Origin of the sequence: Rhizobium sp. T1470 (assembly GCF_042140505.1) — a bacterium.
GTDB classification, from domain to species: Bacteria; Pseudomonadota; Alphaproteobacteria; order Rhizobiales; family Rhizobiaceae; genus Rhizobium; species Rhizobium favelukesii.
Genome location: NZ_CP148093.1, coordinates 553,429 through 571,343 on the forward strand (window position 1 = coordinate 553,429; position 17,915 = coordinate 571,343).

Below are 17,915 nucleotides of genomic sequence, written 5' to 3' on the forward strand. Positions count from 1 at the left end.
TGTGATGGGGCTATCTATGTGGTCGGTCCATTGCGGCGGATGGATTTAGGGCGTGCGCATGCAAGCATACGATTGAGGGCGGCGCAGCCGATGGCCACTTCCGTCTGCTGAGTGTGAAACGACCGAGCCCGCAGACGCCGCCCGATGATGGACTTGTATCGGCCGATGGCAGTCTCGACCAGCGAGCGCTTGCCGTAGCCGGTGGAGAGCTGCCATTTCATTCGTCCGTCTCTGCTGATTGCAGCGATATGCTGATCCCTTTGTCCGGGAGATTGATCGCCGGCTGGTTCGATCGCGTTGGCGCGCGGGGGAATGACGATGACGGCAGCCGCACTGTGGTCGGTGACCGCGTCGTATGTGGGCTTCCCGTCATAGGCGCCGTCGGCTGTGAACTGCCCGATCCGACCATCGATCTGGTTGAGCAACGGCTCCACCTGCGATGCGTCGCCCGCGTCCTGGTCGGTCATCGTATGTGCAATGATCTCGCTGCTATCGGCATCCAGTGCCACATGCAGCTTTCGCCAACCACGGCGGGATCTGGCGCCATGCTTCTCCTCCAACCATTGGCCCGCGCCGTAGACCTGCAGTCCAGTGCTGTCGACAAGAATATGCACTGGCCCGTCCGGTCGACCCTGGAGGTCATGCGCCTTGTTGGGCGATTGCCATGTTCGCGCCCGACGGCTCAGGGTGGTATGATCGGGGACAGCGAGCGCCAAGCCCATCAAGGGCAGCACCGATCCTAATAATCCTTCGAGCTGACGCAGCCGCAAGCCGAACACCAGGCCCAGCGTCAAGGCGGTCTCGATGGCTAAATCGGAATAACGAGGCTGGCCACCACGCGTCGTTCGGCGTGGAGCAAGCCACATGGCAAGCGCCTCCGGTGTCAGCCACAGGGTCAAGCTGCCACGTCGCCGTAACCCCGCCTCATATTCCGGCCAGTTCGTCACCTTGAATTTCATCCTGCCGATGCGATGGCGGCGGGGCGGCGTTATGTTTGAAAGGCATCAAGGTCACAGATCGGTTATTGAGGTTGCCGATCGCCTACACCACGACCGCTAAACGATCCGTGCACCAACGCGGCTCTGACCGGCAGGAGACGCCGGCCATCAAAGCCTTCAACGATTTTCTCATTCGCAAAGGGCCGGCGTTGCTTCCCCTTATTGGCAAGCCTTATCCGGCAGCTGCATTTGGCGGCAAACAAACTTAGCTACGTTTGGCTAGCCATCGCAACGGCAGCCTGACCGAGAGCTATACCCCCATCATTGGCCGGGACGGCATGGTGGACGAAGACTTCGAGGCCGTGCTTTTCCAGTGCGGCATGGACGCCTTGTAACAGCAAACGGTTTTGGAAAACACCGCCGGACAGGGCGACACGATCAATGCCTGTGAGTCGGTGCTGCTGGATCGCCATGTCTGAGACGATCTTGATGAGGGATTGGTGAAAGCGCGCCGACAAGTGACCTGCTTCAGCGCCGCGCTTCAGGTCAAGCAGCACAGAATGCCACAGGCCGCGCCAAGAGATTATCGATCCGTCGAGCGGCAAGCGCATCTCGAACGGGGTAGCTGTTTCCATGTGCGGGCCAGCCAGCGTTTCCAGTCTCATTCCGGTCTGGCCTTCATATGACACATGCACCTGCGCCGCGCCAATAATTGAGGCGAACCCGTCGAACAACCGACCGGCGGATGATGAAAGCGGCGCAAGGCGCGGATTGCGCATCAGGTTTTCCAACACCGCCATCGGTTTGGTGGCGAGTTCGCGCATCACGGGTAAATCCTTGAATTCGCCTTCGATGAAGCCGGTGCCCAGGGCGACCCGCAGGTGTGCGTAGGCGTTGCGCCACGGCTCTGTCGCCGCCTTGTCACCGCCTAACAACGGCACCGGCTGGAAATATGCGACACGCTGAAATCCGTTGTAGTTGCCGACCAGAAACTCGCCGCCCCAAATCGTGCCGTCGGTGCCGTAGCCGGCGCCGTCAAGGATGATCCCGAGCGTTGCGTCATTTTCCGCGCGGTTCTCAGCCATGCAAGCCGCAAGATGGGCGTGATGATGTTGCACGGGAACAAGCACCGCGTTGAACTCGCTCGCCAGGGCGTGGGCAAGTCCGGCGCTGCGATAGGCCGGATGCATGTCATGAGCAATCACTTGTGGTCGATGCTCAAACAGTTCGAGATAGAGCCTGGCCGTCCGTGCATATTCGCCGAGGGTAGCGGGCTCGTCGAGGTCGCCAAGATGCTGCGAGATGATTGCCTCGCCGTTTGCCGCTATGCAGAAGGCAGACTTGATGTCGGCCCCGGCGGCAAATACCGGCGCTTTGGCGTGCGACAACTGGGGTAAAATCAAAGGCGCGGGCGCATGACCTCTGGCGCGTCGAAGGATCGTGAGGCCCGTCACATCGTCACGCACGACGCTATCATCGACACGGTTCTCAATGTCGCGGTCATGAAACAGGATTGCGTCAGCAATGTTGAAAAGTTGCGAACGGGCAGTGTCATTGTCGATGAATTGCGGCTCGCCCGACATGTTGGCGGACGTCATCAAGAGAATGGTACCGACCGCCTCCATCAGCAAAAGATGCAGCGGTGTGGTTGGCAGCATGAACCCGATGCGATCCTGATCGGGCGCAATGATGGACGGCAGCGATGAGGGCAATCGGACTTTGAGAAGCACAATTGGGGCGGACGGGGAACTCAGCCAATCGGCCTCGGCCGCATTGATCTGGGCGTAGAGCGCAATGTGCTCCAGACTGCGCGCCATCACGGCGAAGGGCTTGGCGTCGCGGCGCTTTTGACGGCGCAGGCGTTCTATGACTGCATCATTATCGGCGCGGCAGGCAATATGGAAGCCACCCAGACCTTTGAGCGCGACGATCCCGCCCGAATTGAGCAGACGGGCGGCGGTGGCAATTTCATCGCCTGGCAACACTGAAATCGCGCCATCAGGGCTCTCCAGCCAAAGCTGCGGGCCGCATTGGGCGCAGGCAATCGGTTCGGCGTGAAATCGCCTGTCTCCCGTGTCTTCATATTCATCGCGGCACACTCGGCACATGGGGAATTTTGACATGGCCGTATTGGCGCGATCGTATGGGATTTTACGCACGATTGTGAGGCGTGGGCCGCAATGGGTGCAGTTGGCAAAGGCGTAGCCGAAGCGCCGGTTGGCGGGATCGAGTATCTCGTCGGCGCAGGCCACACAGATGGCTGCGTCCGGTGTTATGGCCGCAGAGACTTTGCCATCAAGGCTTGGTAGAATAGTGAAGCCGGACGGAAAGGCCTGGTCGGGCGCGGGCATGATGGAGACATCATCGACTCGCGCCAGTTTTGGCAGTTCAGCGTGCAAACGTGAGATGAAATGGTCGCGCGTTTGTGGACTGGCAGCGATTTCGATGATCACGCCACGCGGCGTGTTGCGGACGGTTCCGGCGAGTTCAAGCGCATGCGCAAGGCGCCATATGAAGGGACGGAAGCCGACGCCTTGGACAAGGCCGCGCACTTCGATACTCCATATGGGAAGGTCGCTTCGCGGCATGGTCAATGCACGGTGCAGACCATGCATGGATCGAACGACCGCACGATGTGCTGCACGTTGACGCTTTCAGGCCGGTCGACGGCAACGCCCGTCAGCGCCTGTTCAAGCGGTCCAGACACGCCATCATTGTCGCGCGGCGAAAAATTCCATGTGGTCGGTGCTATGATCTGGTAATTGGCGATACGACCGTCGCGCACGCTGAGCCAATGGCCGAGCGAGCCACGCGCGGCTTCGGTAAGGCCGATGCCGTCGCCATGCCGGGGGTCGCGGTCGGGCACACAAAATGGCGCTTCCGGCTCCAGTAGCGCAACCCAGCTTTCAAGCGCCAGCACGGTTGCCGCCAGCTCAACTACTCGGGCGACGACGCGCGAATGCACATTGCCGCCCGCGCTTTGAACCAGATCGGCGAGCAATGGCTGGCCATTGACAATTTGCCGGGCAAGCGCGCCGACTTCATATGGTTTGCCATCATAGCGATGGGCCTTGCACCAGCTGTATCCCGACGTCTCGTCATGGACGGGCACGGTCTTGCCGTCAAATGGCGCACGCCTGCCATGATCCTTATGGTACCAGGAGTGGTCGTTATCTTCGGTAATGTTAGCCGGATCAAATGGCGAAGGGCTGCCATCGTGCGTGCCGGGGGCAAACAAATGGCCGCGCTCGCTGGCGTAAGCCCCAACACTCAGGAAGCGGTCATGCGCGTGTCCGAGCGCTTGCAGGTTCAAGTCTGCGGAAATGGCGAGAAACTGGCCGAAATCGGAGTTTGCTGTCGCGCGGCGAAAAAGCCAATCGTTGAGCGCTGAAACAGAGCTGATGGCGACGACACTCTCCAGCCTGTCGCCGTAAAGATTGCGTTCGAGAAAGCGCCGGAAGCCGGTCAGCAAGGCTGCAAGCCGCGCCTTTTCTGCTGAAGATACCGCACGGGTGGAACCGCCCGGACGGATGGATAGCGTGTGCGGCCACTTGCCTGCCAGGATGCCCATCATCTGGAGGAATTGTGCACGGGCAGGAAGAACATCGGACGCGGCAGTGCCTTTAACCGCTGCGAAGCGCTGCACCGTGTCCTCGTGCCATACTTTGCCGGAATAGGCGGGCCGGGTGAAATCCGGCATGAAGAACAGATAGAAATGTGTCAGGTGATCGGCGATGTTTTCGATGGCGTGGACGATATTCATCGACAATGCGCCATTGCCGGAAAGGGCAAGCCCTTGCGCCGCGCCGATAGCACGCGCCGCAGCGACGGACTGTGACACCGAACAGATGCCGCAGATGCGCGGCACGAATATCAGCGCATCGGAAGGTGTCTTGCCGGTGAGCATGGTCTCAAAACCGCGAAACAATGGCGAGACGACCCTAGCAGACCGAACGAACCCGTCATGGACATCAAGCTTGACCTCAAGGTCGCCCTCGATGCGGTTAAAAGGCCCGATGACAAGTCTGGTCATCAGCGCTTCTTCCTTGTGCTTGCCGGCGGAACTGTCAGGCGGTCGGCAATAGCATTGGTTCGCAGACGCTGCGGCGTCGCTGCTTTCGACAAGGCGGAGAGCGCCACAAACCAGGCTTTGGGCATATCGGTGGGCAGGCCGATGGGGATGCCGCCGATCTTAGGGGTTTCGACAAAGGCATGGCCGGGCTCCTCGAACCGCGGTGCCGTGCAGTTGATACAAGGATAGCCTCCCTCAATGCAGGAGCCGGTACCGTTCCACGGACGGATGTTGCAATCACCGCGTGCCTGCGTGCCTTTGCAGCCGAGGTTCTCCATCATGCAGCCACTATCTGAGAGGCGTTCGGCGCTGGCCTTATATTCGTAGAACTCGTTGCGCGAACAGCCATGATGTACCAGATGCCGCGCATAGGAGAGCGGCCTTTCCCATTCATCAAGATCCGCTGCGGCAAATGTTTCATCGGCCAATTGGTGCAACGTCTCAGTAACCCAGCCGGGATGTACAGGGCAGCCAGCAACGTTGACGACTGGCAAGCCGGATGGCGAGCGGAATTGGCCACCAAGCAGGCCGCCATCTTCGCGCCCGTCGTAAGCGAGGCCACACGCTTCGCCAATGTTTGCACCGGCCGCCGTGATGCCGCCATAGGCGGCGCAACTACCAACAGCGATAACATGGCGCGCCTTGCGGGCAAGCGCCTCGATCCACTTCATCATGGGCTGATCGGAACCGGCCATTTTGTGGAATAGCCCGGTGCCGTTCGGTCCGCGCATCACCGATCCCTCTAGGCAGAAAATGTCGAGCCGAATGCGGCCTTGGGCGATATCCTCAAATAGCGAAAGGGCTTCCGGTCCCGACTGCAGGCTCAGAGATGGATGCCAAAGCAAATCAATCCCTGCCGCATCGAGTGCGGTCAATAGATCTGGACCCTCGGCTCCGATCAGCGACATCGAGCAGCCGCCACATCCACCGGACTGCAGCCACACGAGATTGAGACGCGGCTTGCCGGTTTCAGTCATCGGCTCTGCCAACTGGAATGCTGATCGTGAACGTCGCGCCGCCGCACTCACGGTTGACTGCTGTCAGCTCACCGCCGTTTTCGCGGATCATGCCGTAGCTGATATAAAGGCCAAGGCCGGTGCCTTTGCCAATCGGCTTGGTGGTGAAAAACGGCTCGAAAATTCGGTCCATATTCTCTGCCGCAATCCCAGCGCCGTTGTCCGAAACATCGATGATCAACTGGCCGTTTACAACACGGCAGTCGATATCCACGCGCGGGTTGGCGCTACCGGCGACAACGTCAAAGGCGTTCTGCACCAGGTTGACGAACACCTGATGCAAATGCCCCTTGCGCATGGTCACATCCAATTGGTCCGGAACGTCAAATACAACATCCGGCTTGACCCTTTCAGCTCGGCGCACCCAATCCACCGCCGTGCGCAAAAGCCGGGTGACATCAAAGGTCTCCGGCAGTTCGCGCTGATTGGATGAGAAGCGCCGCAGGTCTTCGACGATGGCGCGCACGCGCTCGGCACCCTCCAGAGTGCCTTCGATCAACGGCCCCATATCCTGCGCGATGGCGTCGATCTTGAGTGATTTACGCATATTCGCCAATTGTTCATTTTCCGGCCCTGCATGACGCACATCCAGATATTGCGTCATGGCGCTACAGTAGCGGCTCAGCGCGTGGACATTGCCGAAGATGAAACTGATCGGGTTGTTCAACTCATGCGCAACGCCCGCGACAACGCGACCGAGCGCTGCCATCTTTTCCGACACGACCAATTGCTGCTGAGTTTTGGTCAGTGTCTGGTGGGCAAGATCGAGCGCGCGATATGCCCGACGAAGCTCACCATCCGGCCGTCCGACGATCACCATGCCGACACGCTTGCCGCGGAAATTCATGATGGCCGACCCATTGGCGGACAATGGCGCAGCGGTCCCATCCTTCTGACGGATCTCGATTTGGCTGTCTTGAATGACAAGACCCTGCCTTACCCGCTCGAAGAAGGATTTTGCGGCGATGCTGTGCGCATCGTGCAGCACATCAGTCATCGCCCCCAGCACATTGGCGATAAAGCGTTGGGGTTTCCTCAAGCGCTGCGTTCTGATGCTCAAGTAGCGTCTGCGATTCGACAAGGTCGCTGTAGACCGTGTCCATCTTCGAGATGTCACCGGCAACGGCACTGTCAAAGCCGGATGGCCGCAGGGCCGCGGGCAACGCGCTTTCGTACTGGCCTGACGTGGTTAGGGGCATTTTTCGCCTCAAGCCTGGATACGTTTCGGTTTCAACACGAGAATTTTCTCCAGCCCATACCGCTCCATCTTAGCCCTGAGCCCGACCCGCGACAAGCCGAGCTCATCGGCAGTGCGAGACTTGTTCCAGTGCAGCCGCACGAGTGTATCGCGGATGATGTTGGCCTCCAGCGCGTCAATCCGGTCGCGCAGGGTGCCCGTGGTCAAATCGGCGGAATTGTCTGTGGCGGCGACCTGGTCGATCTGGCTTGTCGCGGTGATTGTCCGGGACATCAAGTCGATGCCCAATAGCCCAGTGCCACTTGCCTTGACCAGCATGTGTTGCACCTCGTTTTGCAATTCACGCACATTGCCGGGCCAGGGATAAGAGCCGAGCCGCTCCAATGCCTGTTGCGTAAAACCGGTGGCAACCTTGCCGAGCTTCTTATACCAGCGAGCGCAGAGTGCGACTCACTTGGGATTCCCGAATCGGTGAAAATCTGAATCCATGGGGCAAACGGGAGGTTTGCAATGGGTTCGGCGATTGCATTGCGCGATGATTTTGATGGTCCTGCTCTGCGGCAGTTCGCGAAAGGGACCAAGGATGCCGCTCAAGCGCGGCGGCTTCTGGCGTTGGCGGAAATTTATGACGGCGGCTCGCGTACAGATGCGGCCCGGATCGGGGGCGTGACCTTGCAGATTGTTCGCGACTGGGTCGTTCGTTTCAATGAGCACGGGTCGGCCGGGCTCCTCAACGGCAAGGCTCCCGGCAATCGGCCCAAGCTGAATGATGATCAGCGCCAGGCCTTGGCCAAGATTGTAGAGCGTGGTCCGATCCCGGCTATCCACGGTGTCGTTCGGTGGCGGCGCAAGGATCTGGTCCAATGGATCTTCCAGGAATTCCGGATCTCGATGGACGAGACCACGGTTGGTCGCGAATTGAAGGCTCTCGGCTTTGCCAAGCTGTCTGCCCGGCCGCGCCACTACGCCCAGAATGAACCCGAAGTGGACGCTTTTAAAAAGAGTTCCCTGCCGCATTGGCAGCCATCAGAAGCAGCCTCCCGAAGAATACCGAGATCGAACTCTGGTGGGCCGACGAGGCGCGCATAGGTCAGAAAAACAAGATCACCCGCCGATGGGCTCGCCGTGGCACCCGACCTTCAGCGCCGCTGGATCAACGGACGATGTGGGCGTACATCTTCGGTGCCATCTGCCCCAAGAAAGGTAAGGGCGCGGGCCTCGTATTGCCCTATTGCGATACCGACGCCATGAATCAACATCTGCTGGAAATCAGCCAGGCAGTCGATGACGGCGCTCACGCGGTCCTCATCCTCGATCAAGCCGGATGGCACGTCACGCCGAAGCTCAGCGTCCCTGACAACATCACATTGCTGTTCTTGCCGCCGCGTTCGCCTGAATTGAACCCTGTCGAAAACGTCTGGCAGTTTATGAGGGACAACTGGCTGTCGAACCGCATCTTCACAGACTACGAGGACATCGTCGCTCACTGCTGTGCCGCCTGGAACAAACTCGTCGCGCAACCCTGGAAGATAATGTCCATTGGACTGCGCGAGTGGGCGCATCGGTTTTGATCAATGCATGTTGGTATTACCGGCTTGGACAAGTATGGCTTCGGCCAGCAGCGAAACGTCACCTCGTCGTTCGCGGAGCGGCGGCAGGTGGACGAGCGCGCCGGCAAGACGGTAATATAGATCAGCCCTGAAGCGCCCCGCCCTAACCTCATCTTCGAGCTTGCGGTTGGTGGCGGCGATGACCCGCACGCCTACCTTACGGGTCCTCGATCCACCGAGCGGGCGGATTTCCTGCCCTTGCAGGACACGCAACAATTTTACCTGAAATGCAGGCGAAATCTCGCCGATCTCATCAAGGAAGACCGTTCCGCCGCTCGCCCGCTCGAACAGGCCCTGATGATCTTCAAACGCACCGGTGAAGGCACCGCGCTTGTGACCGAATAACTCGCTCTCCAGCAACTGGTCCGGCAGTGCGCCGCAGTTTTCGACGACGAACGGTTTGTTCCAGCGGAGGCTGCCGTAGTGCAGGGCACGGGCCGCCAACTCCTTTCCCGTGCCGGACTCTCCGGTGAGAACCACAGGAATGTCGTAGGGTGCCACTTGCCGCAGCGATGCGCAAACCACGTTCATCGGACTGTCAGGGCGGCGGATGATTCCGTCGTCAAAATCATAGTCCTTTCGCAGCGGCCTGTTTGCGCTCGCTTACAACCCGTGCGGCGGTGGATGGCGCGAGGCGCATTTCGACCGCCAGAAGATCACTTTCGCGTTGTAGCCGAAAGAGTTTGACCGCGTTGTGCAGGATTAATGTCAACGACTGCGGGTGCCAGGGCTTGGTGATATATTGGTAGATGCCCGCCTCATTAATGCCGTCGATGATATCATGCGCATCGGTGTAGCCGGAGATGATCATGCGGACAATTTCAGGCCAACGCTGCTTCACGGATTTGAGAAATTCAATCCCGGACACATCGGGCATGCGCTGATCGCATAAAATGACCTCGATCTGCTCAGTCTCGAGTATCTCTTTAGCCTTGATTGTGTCGGAGGCGATGTGGACGTCAAATTCCTCGGACAATATCCGGCGGATGGCTTCAAGCGAGCGGACTTCATCATCGACAACCAGAATTGCAGCCAATTCGCTCATGCCGGCTTTCCTCCCGATCCGATAGCGGCAGCTGGTCTCCGGTGCGCAGCCAGGACCGAAGGGGTGCGCGCCTTGCTCGTTTTGCGCACGAAATTGCTGCGGGCAATGTGATAGCTGGTATCAAAACCGTAAAAATTACGCCGCATGCACGATAGTTCTTCCTGGCGATAAGCATCCAAGGGCTTTGCGGCTTCATCAAGCGCCCGGCGCTGCTGCTTTGATGCGATGCGCTGCGGCAGATCCGGATCGACGGTCATCGCAATTGCAGCCTCAACAGCGATGGAATTGAAAGTGTCGGCAGACGCATCGAACAGTCGGTTGGCAAGACCAAGGCGCAAAGCCTCTGCGGCTCCGACGGGCAGCCGGGTGGCACGTATGCGCTCCGCATTTTCCGCGCCTGCATGCAGTGGCAGAAGGTAGGTCCAATATTCCGAGCCGTAGAGATTGCCCATGTCCTTATAGTGCGGATTGAGAATGACACTGGAGCGCAGCCACATCTCATCTGCAGCGCGAGCGAGAAACACGCCGCCCGCGCCGGCATTGCCGCCGACGGCTGCAATCGTCAACCTGTCGGTGGTGCGAATGATTGCCTCTGAAAGATCATCCATTGCAGTGATATTAGCCAGAGATTCGTCGGCAGGACTTGTTGCCGCCTCGATGGTATTGAGATCAAGCCCGTTGCAGAAATGGTCGGTCGAACCGCAAAGGAGCAGGATGGTGGTGTCGCGTTGCAGCGCCGATCTGTAGGCTTTGAGCAGGCGCTGACAAGCCGAAGTGCCCATGGCGCCGTTGTAGAATGAGAATGTCAGAACGCCCGTCCGGCCATGCTCGGCGTAAACAATTTCCTTGAAACCATGCTGTGAACCGACAGCAACCACGGGCAGACCAGCGGCTTGCTCGCCCAATACAGCGATAGCCGGACGTTTGAATGGATGCCGACTCTGAGCGTCGGCCACATGGCCAATCCACACCGCGCCGTCACAGGTCGCGACAGCTATCGCCTCGCCGCTGCGGGCGATCAAGGTTCCGGCGCGTGCGCCGACGGCGGGTTCCGCTTCGCGCGCGTTAAACAGGCGCAGTGACCTGCCGCAAAGCTCCGCCGGGCATCCGGGCATGCCATCGGCGCTGGCGATCTTGCGCAAGACCGTGCCTGTGTCATCGCGGCTCCAATCGATGGCGCGAATGTCCGCAGGGACGGGACCGCGCCAGCCAAGAGCAAGTGCAGCTGCGTCAAGGAGACGCGGGCTTTCGCCGCGTTTGATGCGATCAATTGCTTCTAACACCGCCTGTGCTGCGGCACTGGCGACCTCATTGAGATAAAGGCTGGATTTACGCGCCTTGCGCATTGAAAACGCGGCGCTGGCCCAAACAGGTCCCGCGTCATACTCAGCCGTTGCCTGCAGAACGGTTACGCCCCAGCTCCGGCTCTGGTCGAGAATGGAATGATCCAGCGCCGCCGGCCCGCGATCACCTTCGGGGCCGGGATGCACGATCAGGCAGATGCAGCGGCTGGTGAGAGATGCGGGTAGGCGACGCTTGAGAAAGGGAGCGAGAACAATATCCGGTTGGAATAGGTATGCGGCCTGCATTGTCACGTCGTCGTTGATGTCGAGTTCCACTGTTAGCTCATGGCCATGCGCACGCAGTTCCACATGCAGGCGCTGGGCCAACGAGTTGAAACTGTGCGTGATCATGAGGATGCGCATTGCTCAGCAAATCCTTGGCAATTGTTCGCCGGCGATCCAATCAACCACGCGGCTGCCGCCAAAGCCGGTCTTCATGCGGATTAGGCAATTGGCATCTTCGATGACTGTGCCGATCAATGCAGCAGCTCTGCCCCTCGGGTGATCGCGCATAACGGCGAGCAGATTTTGACTGTCTTCCGGGGCACAGATGGCGATCAACTTGCCTTCATTGGCGACGTTGAGCGGATCAATGCCAAGAAGTTCGCAAGCCGCATGTACTTCGGGCCTGACAGGAATGTCGCGCTCGATCAGCGACATGCCAACGCCGGATTGGTGTGCGATTTCATTCAGTGTCGCGCTGAGGCCACCCCGGGTCGGGTCGCGCATGGCCCGGATACCGGGCACGGCTTCGAGCATAGCAGCGGCTAGGTCATGCAAGGGTTGGCTGTCGGACAGAATTTCGGTCTCGAACTCAAGGTTCTCGCGTTTCGACATGATAGCTATGCCGTGGTCGCCGATTGTGCCTGAAACGAGAATGCAATCGCCGGGCTTAGCCTGATTTCCGGACAGGCGGACGCCTTCGGCGACGCAGCCAAGGCCCGTCAGCGTAATAAAGACGCCATCCCCCTGCCCGCGTCCGACGACCTTGGTGTCGCCGGTAACAATCGGCACCCCGATATCGCGAGCGGCCCGGCCCATGGATGAGGCGATAGCTTCCAGTGCTTCGATCGGGAAGCCCTCTTCGATGATAAAGGCCGCTGTCAGACACACCGGCCTAGCGCCCATGACAGCGAGGTCGTTAACCGTGCCATGAACGCTGAGCGAACCGATATCGCCGCCCGGAAAAAATAGTGGCGAAACGACATGGCCATCTGTTGTCACCACGAGACGCCCGGCCACTTCGCCGATGTCGGCACCATCATTTCCCTGATCGAGAAACGGGTTGGCGAAGTATTTCAGAAACACCGATTGAATGAGTTGGACGCTGGCGCGCCCGCCTGCGCCATGGGTCATGTCAACCGCGCGTGAAACCAGAGGACCTAAGGCGGGTGCGTTCATGCTGCTGCCTCCGCACCGCGAAATCGACCGTAGGAATAGTATGCGGCGCAGGCGCCTTCTGATGAGACCATGCAAGAGCCGATTGGGTTTTCTGGTGTGCAGACGGTGCCGAACAGCTTGCAATCGGTGGGCTTTTTGACGCCGCGTAAGATTGATGGGCACTCGCAAGATTTGACCTCGCGGGCCACCTTTGCTGTCAGCGTGAAACGCTTCTCGGCATCGAAATCGCCAAACTCGTCACGAATACGCAGGGCTGAATAGGGCACGGTGCCAAGTCCACGCCACTCGAACGATTGGCGCAGTTCGAGCACTTCGCTGACAATGTTCTGGGCTTTTAGATTGCCCTCAGCGGTAACCACCCGGGCGTATTCATTCTCAACTTCATGGCGGCCGTCATTGACCTGACGGATCAGCATGAGCGTCGATTGCATGACATCAAGCGGCTCAAAGCCTGCAATCACCACCGGACGGGCGAACTCTTCGGCGAAATAATCGTAAGGCGCAGAACCGATCACCGAGGAGACGTGCGAGGGTCCGAGAAAACCGTCAATTTTGACGATGCCCAGATCGCGCACCTCCGGCGAATCCAGAATGTGAGTGATGGCCGCAGGGGTGAGGACGTGATTACAGAATACAGTGAAATTGGTAAGGCACTCGCTCCTCGCCTGAAGGATGGCGACGGCGGTCGGCGGGGTTGTCGTCTCAAAGCCGATGGCGAAAAACACCACTTGGCGCTCCGGATTGTCGCGGGCGATTTTTAGCGCATCGAGCGTGGAATAGACCATGCGAATATCGGCGCCATCCGCCTTTGCGCGGATGAGGGAGCGCTGCTTGGTGCCCGGCACGCGCATCATATCCCCATAGGAGCACAGGATCACGCCATGCTTTTCCGCAAGCTCTACCGCGTCATCGAGCCGGTTGACCGGCAGCACGCAAACCGGGCAGCCGGGACCATGGACAAAATGTACATTCTCCGGCATCAAATCCTGAACGCCGTAGCGGAAAATTGCATGTGTATGCCCGCCACAGAATTCCATGAAGTGATAGTCGCGACCGGGCTCGGCCTCGCGCGAGATGGCCGCGGCAAGCGTTTTGGCAAGTGCCCCGTCACGAAATTCGTCGACATATTTCATTACGCCATCTCCGCAATTTCTTCGGCTAAAATGCCGCTCTCCGCCATCAATTGAAGAGTGCGTGCTGCCTCTTCTTCGCTGACCTTGTGCAGTGCGTAGCCGACATGGATGAGCACATAATCGCCAATCGCGGCGTCATCGATCAGGGCGAGTGAGATGGTTTTGCGAATACCTTCAAGTGAGACGATGGCCATCCCCGCTTCGGGCAGAGCAATTATTTTGGCTGGCAGGGCAAGGCACATGTCAAGCACCCTTTCCGGCGGCTATGCCAAGCGCTGGCGAGCCAGTAAGCGCGACGGTTCGTGCGGCGTTTAGCCATGATAGCCAAGCTGCCATGCCTTCGCCGGAACGCGATGAGAGCGCCAGAATGCGAATTCGCGGGTTGATCTTGCGGGCGTTGGCAAGGCAGGTTTCGATATCAAAGTCGAGGTGCGGCAGCAGATCTGTTTTGGTCAACAGCATCAAGTCCGCCGCATGGAACATGTCAGGATATTTAAGCGGCTTATCCTCGCCTTCCGTCACCGAAAGGATCACGACCTTGTGCGCTTCACCAAGATCAAAGCCGGCCGGGCAAACGAGGTTCCCCACATTCTCGATGAACAGATAACCGCCGGAACGTAGTTCAAGCCGTTCCAGTGCGCGGGCGACCATCGAGGCGTCGAGATGGCAGCCCTTTCCGGTGTTGACCTGGATGGCGGGTGCGCCAGTGGCGCGTATGCGCTCGGCGTCATTAGTTGTCTGCTGGTCACCTTCTATAACGGCGACCGGCTCTGAATCGGCCAGTGCCTTGATTGTCTCGACCAGAAGCGTGGTCTTGCCGGAGCCGGGGCTTGAGACGAAGTTGAGCGCAAACTGACCGAGGTCGAAAAGACGTGCTCTATTGGCCTGCGCAATTGCATTGTTCTTTGACAGAATGTCAGTTTCCAATTTGAGGAGTCTTGACTGGCTCAAGCCTTCAACGTGAACACCGGCGGCGCCTTCGCCGAAGTGCAGATCGTGATGATGGTCGTGGGAATGGTGATGCCCGTCATGGCTGTGATCATGATAGTGATGGTGATGAGGGCCGTGACCGTCATGGTCGTGTTTGCCGTCCATTTTCAGGTTGCCTTCGCTGCAGCCGCATACCGTACACATCACTGAACCTCCAGTTCACGAATTCTCATTTCCTCACCGCCGGTCACCTGCAATTGATGGCTGCCACAGGCCGGGCAAGGATCATAGCGGGCCTTGATCGAGACCGTTTCGGCGCAAGGTAGGCACCATGCCTGCCCCGGCACCTCGATGATTTCCAGTCTCGCATTGGCCGCGACCGAACCTGCCATGGTCACATCGAAGCCGAATCTCAATGCATCTGGCTCCGCACCGGAGAGTGTGCCGATCTCCAGGAGCACCACATCAACGCTTTTGAATGTCTGTGCGGCCGCCTCTTTTTCCAATATGCTCCGGATGCTCTCGCACAACGACATTTCGTGCATCAGTGGAACCTCAGTTCATAGGCGACACACGGGTCGATCTCCATCACAAGGAGCCTCGCCTGTCGCTCAAAGGATGTACGGCTCGCTGTTCTGATGCGGCGGATCGCCTGCTCGGCAGCGCCCCCTTGTTCAAAATTGCGGCCGGTAGGCGACGAGATCGAACAGTACGTGACCTTTCCGTCGTCGATCTCGATGTGATGGTGCAGTCGCCCGCGCGCCACGTCAATAGCGGCGCTGGCGATCCGGCCGTCATCATCGTTCACATTGACGATCAGGTTGCACACACCCTCGCAATCACTTTCGTTAGCAAGTCCGCGGCCAAGTGCGTCGATCTCCAACAATCGGGCGAGCACGCGCTGCGCCGCCTCGCTTCCATTGAGACGGGGATCGTCGCGCCAGCGGCCGAAGACTGTCTGTTCCGGAAACTCGTCGATCGACTGCGCTCCATCCTGGTGCGCTTGGCCAAGCATGCGTGCGGCTGGTGTTGCGGCTTTGTGGGTCCACGCGTCGATAGAGGTCTGGCTAGCCATCGGCTCATCATCGTCGCCGAACACTTCAGACAGGACGCGGCGCGCGAGAAGTGCTGCCAGGTCACCGTGCGGCATGGCTTGCGCCTCAATGCCCGTCCAATAGAGCCTGGCACCCATGCGCGCCTTGATCTGTGTGACCATTTCCGCCACCCGATGCAAGGCGCGTGTTCGTGGCGGCTCGGACAGAAATGCCGACCAGTCCACCGCGAAGCGGAAGAAATGTTCGCGCAGCGCTTCCGCCGCGACCAGTTGCAAACGGGCGCGTCTGGCCTGCGGCGACGGCACCGACTGCATCGCCGCTTCTGCGGCACTGATGGCCGCCGTGGCGTGAGCGTTGCCGCACAAGGCAAACAGCAGGCGCGCGCGGTTTGCCATTTCTGCCGGTGTGCAGCCACGGAGCAATTCCGTGGTCGGAGCTGACCGGGGCGCGGTGATGCGCACATCGGCTGCAGCGCTAGCCCTAAAAGCGACGTCTAAGCCCAAGGTGCCGAATAGACTCAACTTACAGCCTCCTCAGTCGAGCGAATTCCAAACATGGCGCGCCGCGTCAGAACTTTGGGTTCATCATCCAGTTTTTCGACGGTCGTATCTTCGGGTTCGACCGCTTCCGGCTCCGGCAAGCGGCCCTCCCAAATGGCTAGCATCTCTGCGTCTTCAGCCTTCGCTTCCACCTGGGGGGCCAGTACCTCGGTGAGAATTGCCTGTGCTACCGTCACGGCATCCTCCTGAGTATCAAATTCAAATACCGGCGATAAAAGCGAACACATGCGATAGGCGCCCAGTTCATCATGATGGGACTGGATGAACTCGAATATTCCGCCCGGCAGCGCAATCCGGGTTTTGGCGCCGGTTCGCATCGGCACTGATAGGGCCATGGGAATCAGCACGAGATTGATGAACCATGGCGTGATGAGCACGCAAACACATTCCTGCCCGAACGCGGACATCCCGACGCATTGAACCGAAAGCTTGCGGTTCAGGATAGGCACATCCGCCATCGCCGTGGTTTCGATCCGGCGGAAGGCGTCAGCTAGCCGGGTGGATGTGACTGCAAAGATTTCATCCTGTTCAGACAACCATGAAATCCTTCTTCTTGCCCTCGCAAGTCGGACAGCTCCAGTGATCCGGCAATTGGGTGAAAGGTGTGCCCGGAGGAATTTGCCAATAGTCGTCGCCAATCGCCGGGTCGTAGATTTCCCAGCAGATTTTGCACTCCATCTTCGATTCCGGCTGGATCTTTTCGCCGTCGCCGCCATATGAGCCGGCAAAGAAGTGGTCTGTCATGTGTAAATCGCCATGATTTCCGACAGACGCTCGGCGCTGTCGACGATGTCTTCCGGTGATGCGCAGACAACCTCCGGCAGATTTGTCACCTCGATGCTGTTGAGGATGAGTGTGTCTTGCGAATTGTAGAACCTGACCCACCAAGTATCGCGCAGAGCCGTCGTGGTGATGCGGCAGTTGCCGTAGCCACGTGACAGGATGGTGACGGGGCCATGGCCGAGCAATCCATCCAAAAGGCTGAGATCCTCTTCAGTATGCGGCAAAAGCGAAAGGTTGATGGCGTGCGGTGCCGCGTCTCCAAGGCCGGATTTGGCAATTGCCTCGTTGATTTCGGCAAGCAGCGGCGGTGCGTTGAAAACGCCAGGCCCGTAAGAGCGTGGAATATCGATTGCGTGGCTGGAGCCCGCAAACGCCTTGGCGATGACGGACTGCGGGAAAATGCCGATCTCAATCGCGTCGGACACCAGTATGCCGCCAGCGCCGGTTTCGCGAACGCGCCAAACACCGGCCATCACGGATTCCTGGCACTGAATGGTCTCGCCGCAGATAATCGAAACTTCACCGTTGCCCAAGGCCTCGCTGACAAAATCAATGTTCTTCTTGTCCAGGCCGGAGAGATCAATTCGCGGGCACGTACCCGGTTTCCAATCTTCCAGCGCCGCCGTCAGGCGGCGCAGCGCATCTTTCGCGGCGTCAATGCCTGAAAGCTGGTCCGGCTCGGGCAGGGTCGGCGAGCGAAATGTAGTCATGCCCTTGGGCATCTCCATATATTCCAAAACACCGCCATCTTCTTCACCCGGTTGCGAGCCGGGGCCGACTGAGCCCATGAAATCTGACATTCTACTTCTCCGCTGGTTCGTCTGGTTCTCA

The 17,915-nt window shown here is 59.0% G+C and carries 18 protein-coding genes and 2 pseudogenes; 2 read left to right on the forward strand and 18 right to left on the reverse strand.

Annotated features, from left to right (window positions below; translation table 11 throughout):
- Positions 1–14: 14 nt before the first annotated feature.
- Positions 15–1,005 (reverse strand): annotated as a pseudogene (locus tag WGT02_RS32455) (IS5-like element ISRm33 family transposase).
- Between WGT02_RS32455 and WGT02_RS32460 the strand changes: the two are divergent.
- Entirely contained in the window at positions 995–1,207 is a 213-nt protein-coding gene (locus WGT02_RS32460; protein WP_208246131.1) for a hypothetical protein, read from the forward strand. The pseudogene WGT02_RS32455 and the gene WGT02_RS32460 overlap by 11 nt on opposite strands.
- On the opposite strand, the gene hypF is transcribed toward WGT02_RS32460, so the two are convergent.
- Genes hypF through WGT02_RS32490 form a run of 6 tightly spaced genes read right to left on the reverse strand, consistent with a single transcriptional unit; the run spans position 1,208 to position 7,542 of the window.
- The gene (gene hypF / locus WGT02_RS32465) at positions 1,208–3,490 is read right to left on the reverse strand and encodes a carbamoyltransferase HypF (RefSeq protein ID WP_318246591.1); all 2,283 of its coding nucleotides are present in this window, start codon (positions 3,488–3,490) and stop codon (positions 1,208–1,210) included.
- A 38-nt stretch (positions 3,491–3,528) separates the two neighbouring features.
- Positions 3,529–4,971, reverse strand: coding sequence for a nickel-dependent hydrogenase large subunit (locus WGT02_RS32470; protein ID WP_208246135.1), 1,443 nt, complete (start codon positions 4,969–4,971; stop codon positions 3,529–3,531).
- Positions 4,971–5,987 carry a HupU protein gene (locus WGT02_RS32475; protein ID WP_208246137.1) on the reverse strand — a complete coding sequence of 339 codons (1,017 nt, stop codon included), beginning with the start codon at positions 5,985–5,987 and terminating at the stop codon, positions 4,971–4,973. The genes WGT02_RS32470 and WGT02_RS32475 overlap by 1 nt, the downstream gene beginning before the upstream one ends.
- Entirely contained in the window at positions 5,980–7,023 is a 1,044-nt protein-coding gene (locus WGT02_RS32480; protein ID WP_208246139.1) for a sensor histidine kinase, read from the reverse strand. The genes WGT02_RS32475 and WGT02_RS32480 overlap by 8 nt, the downstream gene beginning before the upstream one ends.
- Positions 7,016–7,225: a hypothetical protein gene (locus tag WGT02_RS32485; protein ID WP_208246141.1), complete on the reverse strand. Its 210-nt coding sequence runs from the start codon at positions 7,223–7,225 to the stop codon at positions 7,016–7,018. The genes WGT02_RS32480 and WGT02_RS32485 overlap by 8 nt, the downstream gene beginning before the upstream one ends.
- A gap of 8 nt (positions 7,226–7,233) precedes the next feature.
- On the reverse strand, positions 7,234–7,542 hold the full coding sequence (locus WGT02_RS32490; protein ID WP_208246143.1) for a helix-turn-helix domain-containing protein: 309 nt from the start codon (positions 7,540–7,542) through the stop codon (positions 7,234–7,236).
- Between the two features lie 192 nt (positions 7,543–7,734).
- On the opposite strand from WGT02_RS32490, the gene WGT02_RS32495 reads away from it, so the two are divergent.
- Positions 7,735–8,795 (forward strand): IS630 family transposase gene (locus WGT02_RS32495; protein WP_112334090.1). Its coding sequence is split into 2 segments (ribosomal slippage): positions 7,735–8,227 and positions 8,227–8,795, totalling 1,062 coding nucleotides; the frame shifts between segments, so codons are not numbered across the junction.
- Between the two features lie 21 nt (positions 8,796–8,816).
- On the opposite strand, the pseudogene WGT02_RS32500 reads toward WGT02_RS32495, so the two are convergent.
- The 11 genes and pseudogenes from WGT02_RS32500 to WGT02_RS32550 all read right to left on the reverse strand — a co-directional run.
- Positions 8,817–9,879: pseudogene (locus WGT02_RS32500) on the reverse strand (sigma-54-dependent transcriptional regulator); the annotation flags it as partial.
- Complete coding sequence (locus tag WGT02_RS32505) at positions 9,876–11,585, reverse strand: enoyl-CoA hydratase-related protein (protein WP_208246145.1); 1,710 nt, start codon at positions 11,583–11,585, stop codon at positions 9,876–9,878. The pseudogene WGT02_RS32500 and the gene WGT02_RS32505, both read right to left, overlap by 4 nt.
- 3 nt (positions 11,586–11,588) lie before the next feature.
- Positions 11,589–12,623 (reverse strand): hydrogenase expression/formation protein HypE, encoded by a 1,035-nt coding sequence (gene hypE, locus WGT02_RS32510; RefSeq protein WP_208246147.1) that lies wholly within the window; start codon positions 12,621–12,623, stop codon positions 11,589–11,591.
- Complete coding sequence (gene hypD / locus WGT02_RS32515; protein ID WP_208246149.1) at positions 12,620–13,756, reverse strand: hydrogenase formation protein HypD; 1,137 nt, start codon at positions 13,754–13,756, stop codon at positions 12,620–12,622. The genes hypE and hypD overlap by 4 nt, the downstream gene beginning before the upstream one ends.
- The gene (locus tag WGT02_RS32520; protein WP_208246151.1) at positions 13,756–13,998 is read right to left on the reverse strand and encodes a HypC/HybG/HupF family hydrogenase formation chaperone; all 243 of its coding nucleotides are present in this window, start codon (positions 13,996–13,998) and stop codon (positions 13,756–13,758) included. Before WGT02_RS32520 ends, hypD begins: the two co-directional genes overlap by 1 nt.
- A 1-nt stretch (position 13,999) precedes the next feature.
- On the reverse strand, positions 14,000–14,890 hold the full coding sequence (gene hypB, locus WGT02_RS32525; protein ID WP_208246153.1) for a hydrogenase nickel incorporation protein HypB: 891 nt from the start codon (positions 14,888–14,890) through the stop codon (positions 14,000–14,002).
- A complete protein-coding gene (hypA, locus tag WGT02_RS32530; RefSeq protein ID WP_208246155.1) occupies positions 14,890–15,231 on the reverse strand; it encodes a hydrogenase maturation nickel metallochaperone HypA in 342 nt (113 codons plus the stop codon). The genes hypB and hypA overlap by 1 nt, the downstream gene beginning before the upstream one ends.
- Positions 15,231–16,136 carry a hypothetical protein gene (locus WGT02_RS32535; RefSeq protein WP_208246157.1) on the reverse strand — a complete coding sequence of 302 codons (906 nt, stop codon included), beginning with the start codon at positions 16,134–16,136 and terminating at the stop codon, positions 15,231–15,233. The genes hypA and WGT02_RS32535 overlap by 1 nt, the downstream gene beginning before the upstream one ends.
- A gap of 122 nt (positions 16,137–16,258) precedes the next feature.
- A complete protein-coding gene (hybE, locus tag WGT02_RS32540; protein ID WP_208246159.1) occupies positions 16,259–16,837 on the reverse strand; it encodes a [NiFe]-hydrogenase assembly chaperone HybE in 579 nt (192 codons plus the stop codon).
- Positions 16,830–17,045 (reverse strand): rubredoxin, encoded by a 216-nt coding sequence (locus tag WGT02_RS32545; protein WP_208246160.1) that lies wholly within the window; start codon positions 17,043–17,045, stop codon positions 16,830–16,832. Before WGT02_RS32545 ends, hybE begins: the two co-directional genes overlap by 8 nt.
- Positions 17,042–17,884, reverse strand: a complete 843-nt coding sequence (locus WGT02_RS32550; RefSeq protein WP_208246426.1) for a hydrogenase expression/formation C-terminal domain-containing protein — start codon at positions 17,882–17,884, stop codon at positions 17,042–17,044. The genes WGT02_RS32545 and WGT02_RS32550 overlap by 4 nt, the downstream gene beginning before the upstream one ends.
- Positions 17,885–17,915: the final 31 nt, after the last annotated feature.